We start from the raw sequence: 19,199 nt of genomic DNA, 5'->3' as shown, positions 1-19,199 counted from the left end.
TGTTTATAAGAGACAGGTCAGACAGCGGGCGCCGGGCGGGCGATCCCGGTGGGCAACCGATTCGGGGGGTTTGGCTGCCCGTCGCCCACATCGTGACCTGACCGTGATGGGGACCGGGGGACAGTAACGAAGGGATGTGGTCGCGGGCAAGAACCGGCCGCCGTCTGGGCCGAACGTGGGGCGTGGGCCGACCGTCCAACAGCAGCGATGACACTGGGTAGAAGGGATATTCCGCCGTTGGTGTGACGTGCGACACGGTTTGTTATTTCGTGGGGCTCCGGGGGCAACCTGGGAGGCTTGCTAGCGTCGGCGCCGGTGTCGGTAGCGAGACCGCGCGGGCCCGCGATCGCCGGTGAGGCGGTGGCGCCGGGCGCTGGTGTCAGACACAGGCTGCGGCGTGCCCACGGCTCTCGGACGCCGAGGCCGGCCGTCCCGACCGCTCCTCCGACCCTCGACAACGTGAGATCACATGGACACTGACACCACCGGCGGCGCGGCCGCCGCGCGGCTCGACGCCATCCCCGACACGGTCACCGCGGGCCGGTCCCCGTCAGTTCCGGCCTATGTGGTGGGTGCGGTCTCGGCCGTCCTGCTCGCCGCGGGTGCCGTCGTGCCCGTGGTGAACGGTGTGGCGCGCGGTTTCAACAGCGTGCCGCTGCTGGTGGTGCTCGCCGTGGCGCCGATGGTCGTGGTCGCGGTGCTCGCCCTGAAGGGACGCCACCAGACCGCGGCCGGCGTGCTGGCCGCGGTGGCGGCCCTCGCCCCGGGACGGCTGGTGCTCGACCTGATCCTGCTGACGGACCCGGTCCGCGCGGCGCGCCCGGAGCTGTTCCGGCTGCACTCGCTGGCCGATCCCGGCACGGCGCCCGGCCTGTGGCTCCTGCTGGCCGGCCACGCCACGGCGATCGCCGCAGGGGTGATGGCAACACGAGCCGCCGCCCCGAAGGTGGACACCCCGTGGACCCCGAGCACCTCCGCAGCCGCCCGAGCGGCTGCGGAGGCGTCGGCCGTGAAACAGTTGCGAGCCACACCACCGCCAGGTGGGGCGTCCAGCGAGTCCGTGCCCAGTGGCACCCCACAGGAGGGCGCCACCGCTGATCGCGGTGATGTCGGCAGCCACCCCGGTGCTTCCGCCGATGGCGCGGAGCACCCCAGTGCCGCTGATAAGGACGGGACTGCATCCACGGCCGCGAGTGTTTCTCCGGCAAGGACGTCCAGGCCCACCTCGTCCGGGGCAGTAGGCGATGCCGGCACCCTCGGAGCCAACTCCGCATCTGGCGACGGCCCCACCTCCACCGACCCCGCCGCCGCCTGGCCCGAGGCGGCTGAAGTCAGCCGTGCGGGCCTCCTCTTCGGGATGTTCGCCGCGGTTGTCTCCGCGGTGGGCGTCATGATGGCGCCCTTCACCTCCAACGACGCCTTCCTGCCGGCCGGCAGCGCCTTCGAGAGCCCGGGCCTCGTCCTCGCGGGGAGTCTTCTGCTCGCCTTCGCGTTGCCCGTCGCCACCGTGTTGCTCGCCGGGTCGGGCAGTGCCGTCGCCCGGGGTGGGTTGCTCGGGCTCGGCGTCAGCGCCGCCGTCCTCGGGTTGCCCAACCTCGTCTCCGGGCTCAGCCTGCCCGGCGTGCGGCTCGCGGCGGGGCCGATCCTCGTGCTCGTCGGGGCGGCCGGCCTGGTCGCCGCCGCGTTCCTGCCCACCGCCACCACCCCGGACGCCGCCCAGGACGACGAGGCCGGCGAGATCACGCTGCCCGGCATCCGCCGCCTGCGCATCGTCACCGGCGCCCTCGCGGTGCTCACCTCGGCCGCCGCGATCGCCGGCGCCCTCACGCCCCAGGTGGTCATCACCGAGACCCTCGACGGCCCGCAGAGCCCGTCCCGCTCGGCGCTGCTCGTCGCCGGGCTGCTGGTCGGCGTCCTCGGCCTCGTGATGTTCACCGCGGGCCCCGCCGCCCACGCCCGGCCCGCCCTCTCGGTCGCCTGGGTCACCGTCCCCCTCGCCGGCACCGCCGTCCTGACCATGGCCGTCACCGCCACCGAGCCGGGCGCCGGCCTCACCCCGGGGCCGGGCGTCCTCTGGACCGCGCTCGCCGTCGTCGGCTCGGCCATCACCGCCTGCTGCTCCGTCGTCGCCGGCATGGTCGAACGGGACGAGACCACCGACCCGGCCACCGCCTTCGGGGAGGGCCCCGCCGTGCCGGGTGCCGACCTGCTCACCCCGCTCGTCGCCGCCGGGATACTCGCCATCGGCGCCTTCGGCACCCCGTCGATCCTCGCGCCGGACTACGTCGAACCCGCCCTCTGGTCCAGCTTCGGCACGCCCTCCTGGGGCCTGCTGGTCGCACTCCTCACCGTCCTCGGCGCGTGCGTCCTCGCCCCGCGCTGCCGCCCGGCCCGCGCCGCGGCACTGCTCGCGGGCGCCGCCTGCGTCGCCGGGCTGCGGGCCGCGGAGCTGCCGCTCGCCGGCGACGAGATCACCGGCGCCCACGCCGGGCTGGGCTGGTGGCTCGCGCTGGGCTGCGCCCTCGCGCTCGTCATCGCCGCCGTCCTGGCCGCGCGTGGCTCGATTCACACCCCGAAAACACGCTCTGGATCCATACGGTGACCGAGTTCACCGGATGCGCTGCCCCGAGCCAAAGCCCAGGTCGCTAGGGTCGTCTCCGTCCGGCAGCATGGTTTGCAACAAGCACCCGCCTGCGGATCGCCCCTCGCGAGACGACCGGTGACTCAGGCGGTGTGTGTCGTCAGGAGACTGGAGTAGTGGACCTCTACGAATACCAGGCGAAGGACCTCTTCGCCGCCCACGGCGTGCCGGTACTGCCCGGCGCCGTAGCGAGCACCCCGGAAGAAGCCCAGGCCGCCGCCGAGAAGATCGGTGGACAGGTCGTCGTCAAGGCCCAGGTCAAGACGGGCGGCCGCGGCAAGGCCGGCGGCGTGAAGCTCGCCAACGACCCGGCCGAGGCCAAGGAGAAGGCCGAAGCCATCCTCGGCCTCGACATCAAGGGCCACATCACGCGCCGCGTGCTGGTGACCGAGGCGTCCGACATCGCGGAGGAGTACTACTTCTCCTTCCTGCTGGACCGCGCCAACCGCACCTTCCTCGCCATGGCCTCCGCCGAGGGCGGCATGGAGATCGAGCAGCTGGCCGTGGAGCGGCCCGAGGCGCTCGCGAAGGTGCCGGTCGACGCAATCGCCGGGGTCGACAAGGCCAAGGCGCTGGAGATCCTGACCCAGGGCAACTTCCCCGAGGTCATCCGCGACCAGGCGGCCGACGTGGTCGTCAAGCTGTGGGAGACCTTCGTGGCCGAGGACGCCACCCTGGTCGAGGTCAACCCGCTGGTCCGCGACCCGCAGGACAAGATCGTCGCCCTCGACGGCAAGGTCACCCTGGACGAGAACGCCTCCTTCCGGCAGCCGAAGCAGGAGGAGCTCGTCGACAAGCAGGCCGAGGACCCGCTGGAGGCCAAGGCCAAGGCGAAGGACCTCAACTACGTCAAGCTCGACGGCGAGGTCGGCATCATCGGCAACGGCGCGGGCCTGGTCATGTCCACCCTGGACGTCGTCGCCTACGCCGGTGAGAAGCACGGCGGCGTCAAGCCCGCCAACTTCCTCGACATCGGCGGCGGCGCCTCCGCCGAGGTCATGGCCGCCGGCCTGGACGTCATCCTGAACGACCCGGCCGTCAAGTCGGTGTTCGTCAACGTCTTCGGTGGCATCACCGCGTGCGACGCGGTCGCGACCGGCATCGTCGAGGCCCTCAAGATCCTGGGCGACGAGGCCACCAAGCCGCTCGTGGTCCGCCTCGACGGCAACAACGTCGAGGAAGGCCGCCGGATCCTCGACGAGGCCAACCACCCGCTGGTCACGCAGGTGGACACCATGGACAACGCAGCGGACAAGGCTGCCGAGCTGGCCGCGGCAGGAGCGTAAGAGACATGTCGATCTTCCTCGATTCCAGCAGCAAGATCATCGTTCAGGGCATCACCGGGTCCGAGGGCACCAAGCACGCGACCAAGATGCTGCAGGCCGGCTCGAACATCGTCGGCGGCGTGAACGCCCGCAAGGCCGGCCAGACGGTCACCATCGCCGGCAAGGACCTCACCGTGTTCGGCACGGTCGAGGAGGCCATGAAGGAGACCGGCGCCGACGTGTCGGTCATCTTCGTGCCGCCGAAGTTCGCCAAGGACGCCGTGATCGAGGCCATCGACGCCGAGATCCCGCTCGCCGTGGTGATCACCGAGGGCATCCCGGTGCACGACTCGGCCTACTTCTGGGCCCACGCCGTCGCCAAGGGCAACAAGACCCGCATCATCGGCCCGAACTGCCCCGGCGTCATCTCGCCCGGCAAGTCGAACGCCGGCATCATCCCGGCCAACATCACCGGCCCGGGCAAGATCGGCCTGGTGTCCAAGTCGGGCACGCTGACCTACCAGATGATGTACGAGCTGCGCGACATCGGCTTCTCGACGGCCGTCGGCATCGGTGGCGACCCGATCATCGGCACCACCCACATCGACGCTCTGGAGGCCTTCCAGGCCGACCCGGAGACCGAGGTCATCGTGATGATCGGTGAGATCGGTGGCGACGCCGAGGAGCGGGCCGCGGCCTACATCAAGGAGAACGTGACCAAGCCGGTCGTCGGCTACGTCGCGGGCTTCACCGCCCCCGAGGGCAAGACGATGGGGCACGCGGGCGCGATCGTGTCCGGCTCGGCCGGCACCGCGCAGGCGAAGAAGGAGGCCCTCGAGGCCGCGGGCGTGAAGGTCGGCAAGACGCCGTCCGAGACCGCCGCGCTGGCCCGGGAGCTGTACGAGAACCTGCACTGACCGCCCAGCGGTCCACATCCCGGCCGGGCACCGTTCGCGGTGCCCGGCCGGGGTGCTTTCCGGCACCGGAAATTCGACGCAACCGTTTGACGCCCCGGCACGTCGGATAGCCGGATGGGGTGGCCGGGAACCCCGGGGCGCGGTGAACCGTTCCCGGATCGGCACCCCGGTTCGGGCGAAGACAGGAGAGCAAGCGCGATGACGTTCCCCAGTGGTGGACCGGGATACCCGCAGCAGGGCGGCGGTGGCCAGCCCCCGGGGACCGGCGGGTTCCCCCAGCAGCAGCCCCCGGCGCCACAGTCGGGGCCGAGCCTGTCGCCGGCGAACCTGAGCATGATCCTGACCCTGTTCATCGCCCTGCTGGGCCTGGTGAACTACTTCATCGGGTTTTCCGAGGAGGCGCAGGGCGCCGACCAGCCGGTGCTGTTCCTGCTCGTCGGTGGTCTGCTCGCCGGTCTCGCGGTGCTGCCGAAGGCGCCGCGGACGCTCCCGTTCGCGGTGCTGTTCAGCGTGCTCGGCGCGCTGACCGCGATCCTGGTGGTCGTGCACATCCCGGAGCAGGCGGAGACGCCGGGCATCTACACGGTGATCCTGATCCTGGGCATCCTGCAGATGCTGGTCGCGATCGCGGCGCTGCTGTTCGACGCGGGTGTGCTGAAGATGCCGCAGCCGCAGCAGCCGCAGTACGGCCAGCCCTACGGGCAGCCGGGGCAGTTCGGCCAGCCGGGCCAGCCCGGTCAGGGCCACGGTGAGCAGAAGGCCGGCCCGTCGGGCACGCAGTACGGCCCGCCGGTGACGCCGCCCCAGCAGCAGTCGACGGTCTACGCCCCGCAGCAGGGGCAGTTCTACAACCCCGCGGCCAAGCCCGAGGGCCAGCAGGGCCAGCACCCCGGCACCCCGCACGGCGGCAGCCCGCAGAGCTGAGCCGGTTTCGGAAGGCGCCTCTTCCCGGTGTGGGGAGGGGCGTTTTCTGTTGCCGGACTCTCCGAACCACGCGCCCGCCGGGAGGGCGTCCAGCGCCAGCGCAACCCACCCTCCACATTTCCCTTTTGTGGCTTAACCCGCATGAGGGAGGAACGGCGTGGCTCACCCGGTCGGCGCAGTGAGGGTGCGAGGGTGCGAGGCATGCAGGTGCTCACCTCGTACGGCCGGTCCGGGGAAGGGGTGACTGACCCGGAACACCCGGGCGAGCGCTCTCCGGTGGCCCGGGCGAGGGTGTTCGCCGCGGCGGTGCTTGGTCCCATCGTCACCGGGTACGTCGTGGTCGCCGCCCTGTTCGGGCTGGTCACGGCCATGGCGTCGGTCGCCGAGTTCTCCGTCGGCGGTGTGCTGCGCGCGGCCGGGCCGGGCTGGCTCGCCGCCTACCAGGTGCCCCTGACGATCGCCGGGCGGCCGCTGGGCGTGCTGCCGCTGCTGGCGACCATCGGCGCCTGCGCCCTGGTCGCCCGGTCGGCGGCCAACGCCACCCAGCGCCTCGGCTACCGCGAACCCGGCGCCACCGTGCCGCTCATCGCCGCGGTGACCAGCGCCCACGCCCTCGCCGGGCTGGGCATCGCCCTGTTCGGCGACAACGCGGGCGTGCGCGTGGAGCCGCTGTCCGCGTTCGCCGTGCCCGCGGTCCTCGCGGGTGCCGCGGCCGCGGCGGGGGCCGCGTCCCGGTCCGGTGTCGCGGCCGCCATCAGGGACTACCTCGACCCGCTCGCGGTGCGCGGCCTGCGTGCCGGTGCGCTGGGCCTGGCCGGGCTGCTCGCGGCCGGCGCGCTCGTGCACACCGTCGGCCTGGTCCTCGCCTCCGGCACGATCCGCGAGCTGTTCGCCGACAACGCGCCCGGGTTCGGCAGCGGCGCCGGAATGCTGCTGCTGTCGCTGGGTTACCTGCCCAACGCGGTGGTCGGCGGCCTGGCCTTCGTCACCGGACCGGGCTTCTCGATCGGCTCGTTCTCGCTCACCGCGTTCTCCTTCACCGGCGGTCCGGTGCCGGGCCTGCCGGTGCTCGCCGGCGTCCCCGAGCACGCGGCGCCCTGGTGGCCGGTCCTGATGCTGTTGCCGGCCGCGGTCGGCGCGCTGCTCGGCTGGACGCTGCGGCACGCCGACGAGAACCCGCTCGCCCGGCTGCGGATCGTCGGCATCGCGGGCGCGCTCGTCGGGTTCGGTTGTGTGTTGCTCGGCACGCTCGCCGGCGGCCGGCTGGGCGGTGGCGCGTTCGACCCGGTGACCATCCCGGTCGGACTCACCTCGGTCGCCGCGTTCGGCTGGATCGCCGTGCCCGGCGGTCTCGTCGCCTGGTTCGCCGGCCCGCGGGTGCGCCCGGAGCCGGCGGAACCCGAGGCAGAGCCGGAAATCGAGGCCGAGATCGAGAACCTCGACGCCGAGCTGGAGGAGCTGGAGGCCGAGGCCGAAGAGCCGTCCGAAGAGGAGCCGGACGAGGAGCCCGCGGACGAGCCGGACGACGACGAGGAGCCCCCGCCCACCGACGAGAAGCCGGAACAGCCCAGCTAGCCCGTCCGTCTCCCACCACCGCCCTCAACGGAGCCGCTCCGCGGCGCAGCATAGACTCGGCACGGACGTTTGGCACGGGCGAAGGAGAGGCGTTGAACTCCAGCCGGTTGGACCTGCCCGTCCCGGTCAAGCTGGTGGTGCTCGCCTCCGGATCGGGCACGCTGCTGCAGTCGCTCCTGGACGCGACCCAGCGCATCGACTTCCCGGCGAAGGTCGTCGCCGTGGGCACGGACCGGTCGGGTGCCGAGGCACTGGCCCGCGCCGAGCGCGCCGGCGTGCCGCACTTCACGGTCCGCCTGAGCGACCACCCGGACCGCGACGCCTGGGACAAGGCCCTCACCGAGGCGGTCGCCGCCTACGAGCCCGATCTGGTGGTGTCGGCGGGTTTCCTGAAGATCCTGGGGACGAACTTCCTCACGCGCTTCCCGAACCGCGTGATCAACACCCACCCGGCCCTGCTGCCGTCGTTCCCCGGGATGCACTCCGTGGCCGACGCGCTGGAGCTGGGCGTCAAGCTGACCGGCTGCACGGTGCACTTCGTGGACGCCGGGGTCGACACGGGCCCGATCATCGCCCAGGAGGCGGTGGTGGTGGAGCCGGACGACGACGAGGACAGGCTGCACGAGCGCATCAAGGTCGTGGAACGACGGCTGCTCGTGGACGTGGTGGAACGACTCGGCCGGGCCGGTGCCACGGTCGAGGGACGGAAGGTGAGGTTGCGGTGACGGTGGAGGGTCGGCGTCCGGTCAAGCGCGCCCTGATCGGCGTTTCGGACAAGACGGGCCTGCTGGAACTGGGCACCGCGCTGCACGCGGCCGGTGTGGAGATCGTCTCCACCGGCGGCACGGCCAAGGCGCTCGCCGACGCCGGGGTGCCGGTCACGCCGGTCGAGCAGGTCACCGGTTTCCCGGAGTCGTTCGACGGCCGGGTCAAGACGCTGCACCCGCGGGTGCACGCCGGCCTGCTGGCCGACCGCGACCGCCCCGAGCACGTCGAGCAGCTGCGTGAGCTGGACATCGCGCCGTTCGACCTGCTGGTGGTCAACCTCTACCCGTTCCGCGAGACCGTCGCCTCCGGCGCGAGCCCCGAGGACTGCGTGGAGAACATCGACATCGGCGGCCCGGCGATGGTCCGCGCCGCGGCGAAGAACCACAACAACGTGGCCGTCGTGGTCGACCCGGCCCGCTACGGGTGGGTGCTGGAGCAGGTCCGCGCGGGCGGTTTCGAGCTGGTCGACCGCAAGCGCCTCGCGGCCCAGGCCTACGCCCACACCGCGAGCTACGACATGGCGGTCGCGTCGTGGTTCGCCAACGCCTACGCCCCGGCGGACGACTCCGGTTTCCCCGACTTCACCGGCGGCACCTGGGAGCGCGGCGAGGTGCTGCGCTACGGCGAGAACCCGCATCAGCGCGCCGCGGTGTACCGGCACTGGCGCTCCGGCCTGGCCCACGCCGAGCAGCTGCACGGCAAGGCCATGTCGTACAACAACTACGTCGACACCGACGCCGCCCGCCGCGCCGCCTACGACTTCGAGGCCCCCGCGGTCGCGATCATCAAGCACGCCAACCCGTGCGGCATCGCGGTCGGCGTCGACATCGCCGAGGCGCACCGCAAGGCGCACGCGTGCGACCCGGTGTCGGCCTACGGCGGTGTGATCGCGGCGAACCGGCCGATCACCCGCGAGGCCGCCGAGCAGATCGCCGAGGTGTTCACCGAGGTCGTGCTCGCGCCGGACTTCGAGGACGAGGCGCTGGACGTGCTCAAGCGCAAGAAGAACGTGCGCCTGCTGAAGCTGCCCGCGCTCGCCGACGCGGACCCGATCGAGTTCCGCCCGATCTCCGGCGGCATGCTCGTGCAGACCGTCGACCGGATCGACGCGCCCGGCGACTCGCCGGAGAACTGGACCCTGGCCACCGGCGAGGCCGCCGACGCCGACACGCTCGCGGACCTGGAGTTCGCGTGGCGGGCGATCCGCGCGGTGAAGTCGAACGCGATCCTGCTGGCCAGCGGTGGCGCGACGGTCGGCGTCGGCATGGGCCAGGTCAACCGCGTCGATTCGTCCCGGCTGGCCGTGCAGCGCGCCGGTGACCGGGTCAAGGGCTCGGTGGCCGCGTCCGACGCGTTCTTCCCGTTCCCGGACGGGCTGCAGGTGCTGATCGACGCCGGTGTCCGCGCGGTCGTCCAGCCGGGTGGTTCGGTGCGGGACGCCGAGGTGATCGCTGCGGCCGAGGAGGCCGGCGTGACGCTGTACCTGACGGGCACGCGCCACTTCGCCCACTGACGTCTCAGAGCGGGGTGGCGGTCCCGGTGATCGTCACCCGCCGCGGCTCGGTGAGCGGACGACCTGGGTCATCCCCCGATTTGTGCCGCGCCGCTCAGCCGAGCGGGATGTCGCCGGAGCGGGACTCGACCGCGTCCAGCGCGGCCATGGCCGTTCCGTCCAGCTCGATCGTGCCCGCGGCGACGTTGGCTTCGAGGTGCGCCGGATTCGCGGTGCCCGGGATCAGCAACACGTTCGGCGCGTGGTGCAGCAGCCAGGCGAGGCCGACCTGGGCGGGGGTGCGGCCGAGGGCCTCCGCGGCCGCGGTGACGGCCGGCTCGTCGGTCACCTTCGGCATGCCGGGGAAGGCGCCGCCGAGCGGGAAGAACGGGACCCAGGCGATCTGCTCGGCGAGGCAGAGCCGCAGCAGCTCCTCGTCCCCGCGCGCGACCAGGCTGTAGGAGTTCTGGACGCAGACGATCCCGGCGGGCAGGGCCCGGCGCAGACCGTCCGGGGTGACCGCGCTCAGGCCGATCGCGCCGATCTTGCCCTCGTCCCGCATCGCGATCATCACCGCGAGCTGGTCGTCGAGGTCGACGATCTGGTCACCCTCGGCGCGCAGCCCCGGCCCGGTGTCCAGGCGGCGCAGGTTCACCACCGGGATCCGGTCGACGCCGAGGGACTTGAGGTTGTCCTCGACGCTCGCCCGCAGCTGCTCGGGCCGCTGAGCGGGACGCAGCGGGATCCGGCCGCCCGGGTCGGGGTCGGCGCCGACCTTGCTGACGATCATCACGCCGTCTTCGGGGCGGAACGCGTCCCGGATGACCTCGTTGACGAACCCGTCGCCGTAGAACTGGGCGGTGTCGACGTGGTCGACGCCGAGCTCCACCACCCGGCGCAGCAGGGCGATCGCGGCGTCGCGGTCGGTGTGCAGTCGCTCCAGCTGCATCGCGCCGAACCCGATGCGGGACACCGTGCGGCCGGCGAGCGTCCCGGCCCCTCCGGCGCGCGGAGGCGTGCTGTTCGTGATCATGGGAGTCCTTCCACGCGAAGGTAGAATAAGCGGAGTGACCTCCGTTTCATCGACTGTAGCACTTTTACCGGAGGTGCCTCCGCTTTGAGTTCCGGGAAGAAGCCCCGCGCCCCGCGGGCCGATGCGCTGCGCAACCGGGACAAGCTCGTCGAGGTCGCGCGGGCCGCCTTCGCGGCCGGTGACGCGTCGCTCGAAGGGATCGCCCGCGAGGCCGGTGTCGGCATCGGCACGCTGTACCGCCACTTCCCGACGCGGGAGGCCCTGGTGGAGGCCGTGTACGCCGCCGAACTCGACGACGTCACCGGCAGTGCCGCCGTCCTGTTGGCGGAGCTTCCGCCGGATGAGGCGATGCGTGCCTGGATGGGGCGCTACGCCGCCTTCGTCGCGGCGAAACGCGGCATGGCCGAGACGCTGCGCGCCGGCTGGGCCTCGGGGCGGATCGCCACGCCGGTCACGCGGGAGCGCATCACCGCGGCGATCGCCACGATCCTGGCCGCCGGGGCCGACGCCGGATCGCTCCGCGGCGACGTCGCTGCCGAGGACGTCGCCGCGCTGCTGCTGGGGGTCTTCCTGAGCACCGCGGCCAGCGAGACCCCGGAGCAGGTCGACCGGCTTCTCGGTCTCGTGGTGGACGCGCTGCGTTCGTCTTGACATCGCACAGGTGTTCGAGGCAAACTAAGCGAGTCGAACAGGAGTTCGAACAGTCGCCGGCTTCCCCACGGTGACGTCAGCAGGGTCTTGCAGGCGCGTCGTGGGGAGGTGGCATGTCGGTCGCGGCACTGGCAGCGCTGCCCGGGGTGAGCACGGCCAGCGGGGTGGCCGCCGAGGCGGAGCACGCCCAGCTGACCGGGCGCGTGCTGCCGGTGCGGCCGGAGTTGCGCCGTCTGCTGCCGTCGGCGGGCCTGCGCCGGGGGAGCACGATCGCGGTGCGCGGATCGGTGTCGTTGCTCCTCGCGCTGCTGGCCGAGGCGACGGCGACCGGATCGTGGGCCGCGGCGGTGGGGATGCCGGACCTCGGTCTGGTGGCCGCCGCGGAACTCGGGGTCGAGGTGAGCCGGCTCGCGCTGGTGCCGCGGCCCGGGGCCGAGTTCGCCGCGGTCGCCGGTGCGCTGCTGGTCGGGATGGACGTGGTGGCGGTCGCCGCTCGGGGCGCGGCACCGCAGGAGGTACGGCGCCTTTCGGCGCGGGCACGGCATCGGGGCGCCGTGCTGCTCTCCCTCGGGCCGTGGCCCGGCGCCGAGGTGGAGCTCAACTGCGTGGCCGGTCGCTGGACCGGCCTCGAAGGCGGGCACGGGTACCTGCGTGAGCGGCGGGTCCGTGTCCAGGGTGCCGGCCGGGGCGCGGCGACGCGGCCCCGGCGGGCGGATCTGCTGCTGCCGGGGTCTGCGGGGGCCCCGGCAGCAGCACCCGAGCCGGTGCTGGAACTGGCCCGGGAGGTGAGCTGATGCGCGGCGATTCTTCGGGCGCCGCGGAGCGGTGCGGGATTGCTTCGGCGACGGGCGCGGGGAAGCGGGTTCGCCCGGGGTGCGGGCTGAGCCGCGCAGGCTCGGGAACGGCGGTGGCGCGGCGCGGCGCCACCGGCGGGGTGGTGTGCCGTGGGTTCGCCTGGCGCGGGAGGTGCGCCGGGCGGCGAGTCCCACGCTCGGGCGCGCGAGTCCTGCACTCGCCGATGCTGGCATCGGCGTGGGGTGTCCCGGCGCGGCCGGGACACCCCACCGGCGCGAGGAGCACTGTATGTCCACAGTAGACAAACCGCCGCGCATGCTGGTGCTCTGGGTGCCGGACTGGCCCGCCGTCGCCGCGTGTCTGGCCGAGGGCACGCCCCTCCACCTGCCCGCCGCGGTGTTCCACGCCAACCGGGTCGTCGCGTGCACCGCGATCGCCCGTGCCGCCGGCATCCGGCGCGGCATGCGCCGCCGGGACGCGCAGTCCCGCTGTCCCGAACTCCAGGTCTTCGGCCCGGACGAGGACCGCGACGCGCGTCTCTTCGAGCCCGTCGCGGCCGCCGTGGAGGAGCTGGTCGTCGGGGTCGAGGTGGTCCGCCCCGGCCTGGTCGCGGTGCCCGCCGACGGCGCGTCCGGCTACTTCGGCGGCGAGCTGCGCCTCGCGGAACTGCTCGCCGAACACGTCTCCCACCAGGTGGAGTGCCAGATCGGCATTGCGGACGGGCTGTTCGCCGCGACACTGGCCGCCCACCGGTCCCGCATCGTCGACCGCGACACCGCCGCCGAGTTCCTCGCGCCCCTGCCGGTCGGCGAACTCGACCAGCCGGACTCCGATCGCGCCGAACTGGTGGACCTGTTGCGCCGCCTGGGTTTGCGCACGCTCGGCGCGTTCGCGAAGCTCGCCGAACGGGACGTCGCCGCGCGGTTCGGCCGCGCGGGCCTGGTCGCGCACCGGCTGGCGCGCGGCCTGGACGAACGGCCCCCGCACCGGCGCCGCCCGCCACCCGAACTCACCGTCACCAAGACCTTCGACCCGCCGCTGGACCGCGTGGACGCCGCGGCGTTCATGGCGCGCACGCTCGCCGAGCGGTTCCACGGCGGCCTCGCCCGGCACGGCCTGGCCTGCACCCGCCTGGGCATCTACGCCACCACCGAGCACGGCGAGGAACTGAGCCGCGTGTGGCGGTGCGCCGAACCGCTGACGCCGCAGGGCATCGCGGACCGGGTGCGCTGGCAGTTCGAGGGCTGGCTGCGCGCCGCGCCGGACGAGCGCCCCACCGCCGGGGTGGAGCGGCTGCGGCTGGCGCCCGAGGAGACCGTCGACGGGCATTCGCTGCAGCTGGGCCTGTGGCAGGACGGCATCCACGGCCTGGCCGACGAGCGCGCGGAAAAGGCCGGCCGCGCGCTGGTGCGGGTCCAGGGCCTGCTCGGCCCGGACAGCGTCTTCACGGCAGTGCTCGACGGTGGCCGCGGCCCGGCCGAACGCGTCCGGCTGGTGCCGTGGGGCGACCCGCGGACACCGCACAGCCCGCCGGACGTGCCGTGGCCGGGACGGCTGCCCGCGCCGTCCCCGGCCACGGTCTACGAGAAGCCGCTGCCCGCGCGTGTCCTCGACGCGTCGGGCGCGGAGGTGCACGTCACCCGGCGCCGGGAGCTGTCCGCGGCACCGCACCGGGTTTCGGTGGGCGACGGCCCGCCGCGGGAGGTCCTGGACTGGGCCGGCCCGTGGCTGGTCGACGCGCACTGGTGGACACCGGGTGGTGACGGGGTGCGCACCCGGGTGCAGGCCGTGCTGGCCGGGGAACCGGAAACGGCGGTGCTGCTGACGAGAGTGGGCGGAACGAGTCCGCAATGGACAGTGGAGGGAGTGTACGACTGATGGACGACGAGTACTTCCGGGACCTGCAGCACTGGCTGGCCCTGCCGCGCAAGGTGGTCGAGTCGCTCGAGCCCGAGGACGAGCAGATGCTGCTGCCCATCCCGGTGCCGCGACGCCCGGTGGACTGATGGCCTTCCACAACCCGCCGGTCAGCTGGGAGGAGCTGGAACGCAGGCTGTCCGGCAAACCGGCCGCGGGCGACGGCGGGGACAGCCCCGCGTGGAGCCGGAAGCGGGAGGGCTACGTCCGGCCCAGCACCGTCGCGCCCCCGCGCGGGGACGACCACGCGGGCGGGCGGCGCCGGGTGCCCTACGCCGAGCTGCACTGCCACTCCAACTTCAGCTTCCTGGACGGCGCGAGCCACCCCGAGGAGCTGGTCGAGGAGGCGTCGCGGCTGGGGCTCGACGCGATCGCGCTCACCGACCACGACGGCATGTACGGGGTGGTGCGGTTCGCCGACGCGGCACGCGACCTGGGCGTGCACACGGTGTTCGGCACCGAGCTGAGCTTCGGCCTGTCCGCTCCGCAGAACGGCGTCGCCGACCCGGAGGGCGAGCACCTGCTGCTGCTCGCCAAGCAGCAGGACGGTTACGCCGCCCTGTGCCGGGCGATCACCGCCGGCCAGCTGGCCGGGCACGACCACGCCACGTCGACCGACCGGGCGGAGAAGGGCCGCCCGGTCTACGACCTGGACGCCGTCGCGAACGAGGTCGCCGGCAACGTCGTCGCGCTCACCGGGTGCCGCAAGGGCGCGGTCCGGCGGGCGCTGGCCCGCGGCGGCCCGGAGGCGGGCGGGCGGGAACTGCGGCGGCTCTGCTACCGGTTCGAGTCGGTGTACGTCGAGCTGACCGACCACGGCTACCCCGAGGACGGGGTGCACAACGACGTCCTCGCCGCGCTGGCCGCCGAGCAGGGCCTGCCGACCGTCGCCACCACCGCCGCCCACTACGCCACCCCGGACCGGGGACGGCTGGCCGGCGCGATGGCCGCGATCCGCGCCCGCCGCGGCCTGGACGACATGGCGGGCTGGCTGCCCGCGTCCGGCACGGCGTTCCTGCGGTCCGGCGAGGAGATGGCGCGGCGGTTCGCCCGCTACCCCGGCGCGGTGCAGCGGGCCGCGCTGCTCGGCCTGGAGTGCGCCTTCGACCTGAAGCTGGTCGCGCCCGAGCTGCCGCCCTACGACGTCCCCGCCGGCTACACCGAGGCGTCCTTCCTGCGCGAGGAGGTCTACCGCGGGGCCGCGCACCGCTACGGCAACGACCCGGACGCCCTGCGGCAGATCGAGCACGAGCTGCGGATCATCGAGCAGCTGAACTTCCCCGGCTACTTCCTCATCGTGTGGGACATCGTCGAGTTCTGCCGCCGCAACGACATCCTGTGCCAGGGCCGCGGATCCGCGGCGAACTCCGCGGTCTGCTACGCGCTGGGCATCACCAAGGTCGACTCGGTGCGCTGGAAGCTGCTGTTCGAACGCTTCCTCGCGCCGGACCGGGACGGTTACCCGGACATCGACCTGGACATCGAGTCCGACCGCCGCGAGGAGGTGATCCAGTACGTCTACCGCAAGTACGGGCGCACGCGCACCGCGCAGGTGGCGAACGTGATCACCTACCGCGCCAAGTCCGCGATCCGCGACGCGGCACGGGCCTTCGGCTACTCGCCCGGCCAGCAGGACGCGTGGAGCAAGCAGATCGACCGCTGGGGCCCGTTGCACGACACCAAGGACGACACCGATCACGACATCCCGCTGCCGGTGCTGCAGGTGGCCGCCGCACTGGAGGACTTCCCGCGGCACCTGGGCATCCACTCCGGCGGGATGGTGATCTGCCACCAGCCGGTGAGCGAGGTGTGCCCGATCGAATGGGCGCGCATGGCCGACCGCAGCGTGCTGCAGTGGGAGAAGGACGACTGCGCCTCGGTGGGGCTGGTCAAGTTCGACCTGCTCGGACTGGGCATGCTCTCCGCCCTGCACTACATGCTGGACCTGGTGCGCGAGTTCGAGGGCATCGAGATCGATCTGTCCAAACTGGACCTGGAGGACGCCGAGGTCTACGAGATGCTGCAGCGCGCGGACGCGATCGGCGTGTTCCAGGTGGAGAGCCGGGCGCAGATGGCGACCCTGCCGCGGCTGAAGCCGGAGAAGTTCTACGACCTGGCGATCGAGGTCGCGCTGATCCGGCCGGGCCCGATCCAGGGCGGCTCGGTGCACCCCTACATCCGGCGGGCCACCGGTCGCGAGGACTGGGCGCACGACCACCCGCTGCTGGCGAACGCGCTGGACAAGACGCTGGGGGTGCCGCTGTTCCAGGAGCAGATGATGCAGATCGCGCTGGACGTCGCGAACTTCACCGCCGCGGAGGCCGACGAGCTGCGGCACGCGATGGGGTCGAAGCGGTCCACGCGGAAGATGGAACGGCTGCGGGAACGGTTCTACGCGGGCGCCCGGCGCAACGGCCTCGACGACGAGCTGATCGCGCGGATCTTCCACAAGCTGATGGCGTTCGCGAACTTCGGCTTCCCGGAGAGCCACGCGCTGAGCTTCGCCTACCTCGTGTTCGCCAGCGCGTACTTCAAGCGCTACCACCCGGCGGCGTTCTGCGCGGCGCTGCTGCGGGCGCAGCCGATGGGGTTCTACTCGCCGCAGTCGCTGGTCGCCGACGCCCGGCGGCACGGCATCACCGTGCACGGCCCGGACATCAACGCGAGCCTGCCGCACGCCACGCTCGAACGCGGTGACGAGGGCCTGGCGGTGCGGATCGGATTGGCGACCGTGCGGATGATCGGGCAGAAGCTCGCCGAGGAGATCGTCGCGGAACGGCAGCGGGGCGGCGCGTTCACCGACATGGCGAACCTGGCGCGGCGCGTGCGGCTGACCACGCCGCAGATCGAGGCGCTGGCGACGGCGGGCGCGTTCGGCCGGTTCGGCGAGATCGCCGGCGACCGGCGGCGCGCGTTGTGGGCGGCCGGGGCGGTGGCGCAGGAGCGGCCGGAGAAGCTGCCGGTCACGCTGGCCGGGGCGCACGCGCCGACGCTGCCCGGGATGGACGAGATCGACGAGGCGGTCGCCGACGTGTGGGCCACCGGGTTGTCGCCGGACAGCTTCCCGACGCAGTTCATCCGCGAGCGGCTGGACGCGCTGGGCGTGGTGCCGGCCGGAAAACTGGTGGACGTCGAGGACGGCGCCCGGGTACTGATCGGAGGGGCGGTGACGCACCGGCAGCGCCCGGCGACCGCGGGCGGGGTCACGTTCCTCAACATCGAGGACGAGACGGGCATGGTCAACGTCGTGTGCTCGGCCGGGTTGTGGCGCCGCTACCACCGGGTGGCGCGGGGCAGCGCGGCGATGCTGATCCGCGGGGTGATCGAGCGGGCGGACGGGGTGGTGAGCGTGCGCGCGGACCGGCTGCAGCACCTGTCGATGCGGGTGCCGTCGAAGTCGCGGGACTTCCGGTGAACGACCTGCCGATCACCGACGCGCGGGGGAACACGCTGGTCAGCCTGCGGTTCGGGGTCGCGACGGATCCCGCGGTGCCGATGCCGCTCGCCCTGGTGGTCGTCGAGGTGGACGACCGGGTGCTGCTGGTGTTCGACCGGCGGCGCGGGCAGTGGGAGCTGCCCGGAGGGATGATCGAACCGGGGGAGACGTCGCACCAGGCCGCGGTGCGGGAACTGGCCGAGGAGACCGGGATCGTGGTCAGCGGCCTGCGGTTCGCCGCCGTGGCCAGGTTCGTGCTGCGCGACCCGCTGCGGCGCGAGTACGCCGCCGTCTACCGGACGGGTTTCGCGACCGAGCCGGCGGTGGCGCCCCAGGAGGACGAGGTCTCGGCGATCGCCTGGTGGCACCCCGGCACGCCCCTGCTGCGGGACCAGGGCCTGCTGGACGCCGAGATCGCGCGGCGGGTCACCGGGTTGCGTTGAGGGGCGGGCCGCCGCGGTTTCCTCGGCCCGTGTGGCGGGTGTGATTAGCTCGCCGGATGGAGATCGCCGAGGACTACCGGGACGCCGTTCTGCCGGGGAGCACGTGGGAGAAGCGGCAGTTCAGCCGGTGCGATTTCAGCGGCGCGGACCTGCGCCGGCTGGTCACGCAGGGCTGCACCTTCGACGAGTGCGACTTCTCGGGCGCGGACCTGGGGGAGTCGCGGCACCAGGCTTCGGCGTTCCGGTCGTGCGTCTTCGACCGGACGGTGCTGGCGGACAGTTCGTGGAGCGGGTGCTCGTTGCTCGGATCGTCCTTCGTGGACGGTGGGTTGCGCGGGATGTCCGTGCGGGACAGCGATTTCTCGCTGGCGAACTTCAGCCGGGCGAACCTGCGGCGCCGGGCGCTGTCCGGGTTGCGGTTCCGGGAGGCCAGTTTCGTGGACGCGAACCTGTCCGAGGCCGACCTGCGGAACAGCGACTTCCGCGGCGCCCGCTTGACGGGCGCCGACCTGACCGGCGCCGACCTGCGCGGCGCCAAGCTCGACGCGAACGGCCTGGTGCAGGCGAAGCTGCGCGGGGCACGGGTGGATCTGGAAACGGCGGTCACCTTCGCCGCGGCGCACGGTTTGGTGATCGACTGACACTCGCGCGGCTGGTGCACGGCCCGCCGCCGGGGCGCGGTCACGGCGCCCCGGCGGGAGTGGCGTGCGCGCCACGGTCGCGGCAGGCCGCCGGCCGCGGTCGCCTCGCCGGGCTCGGCAGGCGCCACCCCGAGCGGCAAGGTGCCCGTCCCGCGTGAGCGGCTAGTCGATCGGCGGTTCGCCCGGGTCCAGCTCGATCAGGTCGCCCGAGGCGAGCAGGTCCTCGATCGACGCGGGCAGCAGGTACGCCGCGCCGCCGCCGGGCTGGTTGAACCACGGGATCGCGACCCCGGCCAGCGCCTCGATCGGCCGCTGCACCCGGTACACGTGGTACGGCCGGTTCACCCACTCGGGCACCAGCGAACGCTCCTCGAACGGGGTCCCGGCCGCGTAGGTCAGGTTGCCGTTCGGGCCGCCGAAGCGGTCCAGCTCGCTGCCGGCGGGCAGTTCGCGCATCTCCTTGCCGCGGAACAGGGTCAGCGGCGGCTCACCGGGCAGCGGCTGGATCGGCCACTGCTGGTTGCCGCCACCGGACGCGGCCGACGCCGTGGCCACCGCGGGGGCGGGCGCCGCCGGTTCGACCCGTCGCGGCGGCGGTTCCCGTCGCGGGGGAGCGGGCGGGGGCGGCGCGACTGGGGGAGCCCGCATCGTGGGCGGCCCGGCCGGGTCCTGCTCGTTGCGGCGGTCCGACAGGGCCCGTT

General features: G+C 73.1%; 16 protein-coding genes. 14 read left to right on the top strand and 2 right to left on the bottom strand.

The genetic code is table 11. The features are described from left to right. Window positions 1-469 precede the first annotated feature (469 nt). From D0D15_RS37660 to purH, 7 genes are all read left to right on the top strand, one after another. Window positions 470-2,602, top strand: coding sequence for a hypothetical protein (locus D0D15_RS37660; RefSeq protein WP_115944979.1), 2,133 nt, complete (start codon window positions 470-472; stop codon window positions 2,600-2,602). Between the two features lie 155 nt (window positions 2,603-2,757). Next, window positions 2,758-3,927 (top strand): ADP-forming succinate--CoA ligase subunit beta, encoded by a 1,170-nt coding sequence (gene sucC / locus D0D15_RS31880; RefSeq protein WP_094003988.1) that lies wholly within the window; start codon window positions 2,758-2,760, stop codon window positions 3,925-3,927. A 5-nt stretch (window positions 3,928-3,932) separates the two neighbouring features. Then, window positions 3,933-4,823, top strand: coding sequence for a succinate--CoA ligase subunit alpha (gene sucD, locus D0D15_RS31875; RefSeq protein WP_091504942.1), 891 nt, complete (start codon window positions 3,933-3,935; stop codon window positions 4,821-4,823). Between the two features lie 198 nt (window positions 4,824-5,021). Next, entirely contained in the window at window positions 5,022-5,747 is a 726-nt protein-coding gene (locus tag D0D15_RS31870) for a DUF5336 domain-containing protein (protein ID WP_115944978.1), read from the top strand. 306 nt (window positions 5,748-6,053) lie between these two features. Then, on the top strand, window positions 6,054-7,322 hold the full coding sequence (locus tag D0D15_RS31865) for a cell division protein PerM (RefSeq protein WP_233157106.1): 1,269 nt from the start codon (window positions 6,054-6,056) through the stop codon (window positions 7,320-7,322). A 107-nt stretch (window positions 7,323-7,429) separates the two neighbouring features. Then, window positions 7,430-8,047 carry a phosphoribosylglycinamide formyltransferase gene (purN, locus tag D0D15_RS31860; protein WP_094004037.1) on the top strand — a complete coding sequence of 206 codons (618 nt, stop codon included), beginning with the start codon at window positions 7,430-7,432 and terminating at the stop codon, window positions 8,045-8,047. Continuing rightward, the gene (gene purH / locus D0D15_RS31855; RefSeq protein ID WP_094003991.1) at window positions 8,044-9,603 is read left to right on the top strand and encodes a bifunctional phosphoribosylaminoimidazolecarboxamide formyltransferase/IMP cyclohydrolase; all 1,560 of its coding nucleotides are present in this window, start codon (window positions 8,044-8,046) and stop codon (window positions 9,601-9,603) included. Before purN ends, purH begins: the two co-directional genes overlap by 4 nt. A 94-nt stretch (window positions 9,604-9,697) precedes the next feature. Here purH and D0D15_RS31850 read toward each other — a convergent pair whose 3' ends face one another. Then, the gene (locus D0D15_RS31850; RefSeq protein ID WP_094003992.1) at window positions 9,698-10,615 is read right to left on the bottom strand and encodes an aldo/keto reductase; all 918 of its coding nucleotides are present in this window, start codon (window positions 10,613-10,615) and stop codon (window positions 9,698-9,700) included. A gap of 84 nt (window positions 10,616-10,699) precedes the next feature. Between D0D15_RS31850 and D0D15_RS31845 the strand changes: the two genes are divergently transcribed. The 7 genes from D0D15_RS31845 to D0D15_RS31820 all read left to right on the top strand — a co-directional run bounded on the left by D0D15_RS31845 (window position 10,700) and on the right by D0D15_RS31820 (window position 18,498). After that, complete coding sequence (locus D0D15_RS31845; protein ID WP_115944977.1) at window positions 10,700-11,266, top strand: TetR/AcrR family transcriptional regulator; 567 nt, start codon at window positions 10,700-10,702, stop codon at window positions 11,264-11,266. Window positions 11,267-11,379: 113 nt separating this feature from the next. Beyond that, on the top strand, window positions 11,380-12,060 hold the full coding sequence (locus tag D0D15_RS31840) for a hypothetical protein (RefSeq protein WP_115944976.1): 681 nt from the start codon (window positions 11,380-11,382) through the stop codon (window positions 12,058-12,060). Between the two features lie 316 nt (window positions 12,061-12,376). Beyond that, window positions 12,377-13,939, top strand: a complete 1,563-nt coding sequence (locus tag D0D15_RS31835) for a DNA polymerase Y family protein (protein ID WP_094003995.1) — start codon at window positions 12,377-12,379, stop codon at window positions 13,937-13,939. Further along, the gene (locus tag D0D15_RS37655) at window positions 13,939-14,067 is read left to right on the top strand and encodes a hypothetical protein (RefSeq protein ID WP_255407833.1); all 129 of its coding nucleotides are present in this window, start codon (window positions 13,939-13,941) and stop codon (window positions 14,065-14,067) included. Before D0D15_RS31835 ends, D0D15_RS37655 begins: the two co-directional genes overlap by 1 nt. Beyond that, window positions 14,067-17,393: an error-prone DNA polymerase gene (locus D0D15_RS31830; RefSeq protein WP_115944975.1), complete on the top strand. Its 3,327-nt coding sequence runs from the start codon at window positions 14,067-14,069 to the stop codon at window positions 17,391-17,393. Before D0D15_RS37655 ends, D0D15_RS31830 begins: the two co-directional genes overlap by 1 nt. Further along, complete coding sequence (locus D0D15_RS31825) at window positions 17,390-17,857, top strand: NUDIX hydrolase (protein WP_094003997.1); 468 nt, start codon at window positions 17,390-17,392, stop codon at window positions 17,855-17,857. The genes D0D15_RS31830 and D0D15_RS31825 overlap by 4 nt, the downstream gene beginning before the upstream one ends. Before the next feature lie 56 nt (window positions 17,858-17,913). After that, entirely contained in the window at window positions 17,914-18,498 is a 585-nt protein-coding gene (locus D0D15_RS31820) for a pentapeptide repeat-containing protein (protein ID WP_094003998.1), read from the top strand. A gap of 162 nt (window positions 18,499-18,660) precedes the next feature. Here D0D15_RS31820 and D0D15_RS31815 read toward each other — a convergent pair. Next, window positions 18,661-19,199 (bottom strand): TNT domain-containing protein (locus D0D15_RS31815; protein WP_115944974.1); only part of this gene is annotated, 539 nt, incomplete at its 5' end.

Source organism: Amycolatopsis thermalba (genome assembly GCF_003385215.1).
Taxonomy (GTDB): Bacteria; Actinomycetota; Actinomycetes; order Mycobacteriales; family Pseudonocardiaceae; genus Amycolatopsis_E; species Amycolatopsis_E thermalba.
The sequence above is the reverse complement of the archived record's forward strand: the minus strand, read 5'-3'. Positions and strand labels throughout refer to the sequence as shown.

Excerpts from the sequence above, each read along its gene's own strand:
- D0D15_RS31850 (WP_094003992.1), bottom strand. The coding sequence starts at position 10,615 with ATGATCACGAACAGCACGCCTCCGCGCGCCGGAGGGGCCGGGACGCTC.
- D0D15_RS31835 (WP_094003995.1), top strand. The coding sequence starts at position 12,377 with ATGCTGGTGCTCTGGGTGCCGGACTGGCCCGCCGTCGCCGCGTGTCTG.
- D0D15_RS37655 (WP_255407833.1), top strand. The coding sequence starts at position 13,939 with ATGGACGACGAGTACTTCCGGGACCTGCAGCACTGGCTGGCCCTGCCG.
- D0D15_RS31820 (WP_094003998.1), top strand. The coding sequence starts at position 17,914 with ATGGAGATCGCCGAGGACTACCGGGACGCCGTTCTGCCGGGGAGCACG.
- sucD (WP_091504942.1), top strand. The coding sequence starts at position 3,933 with ATGTCGATCTTCCTCGATTCCAGCAGCAAGATCATCGTTCAGGGCATC.
- D0D15_RS37660 (WP_115944979.1), top strand. The coding sequence starts at position 470 with ATGGACACTGACACCACCGGCGGCGCGGCCGCCGCGCGGCTCGACGCC.
- D0D15_RS31840 (WP_115944976.1), top strand. The coding sequence starts at position 11,380 with ATGTCGGTCGCGGCACTGGCAGCGCTGCCCGGGGTGAGCACGGCCAGC.
- D0D15_RS31870 (WP_115944978.1), top strand. The coding sequence starts at position 5,022 with ATGACGTTCCCCAGTGGTGGACCGGGATACCCGCAGCAGGGCGGCGGT.
- D0D15_RS31830 (WP_115944975.1), top strand. The coding sequence starts at position 14,067 with ATGGCCTTCCACAACCCGCCGGTCAGCTGGGAGGAGCTGGAACGCAGG.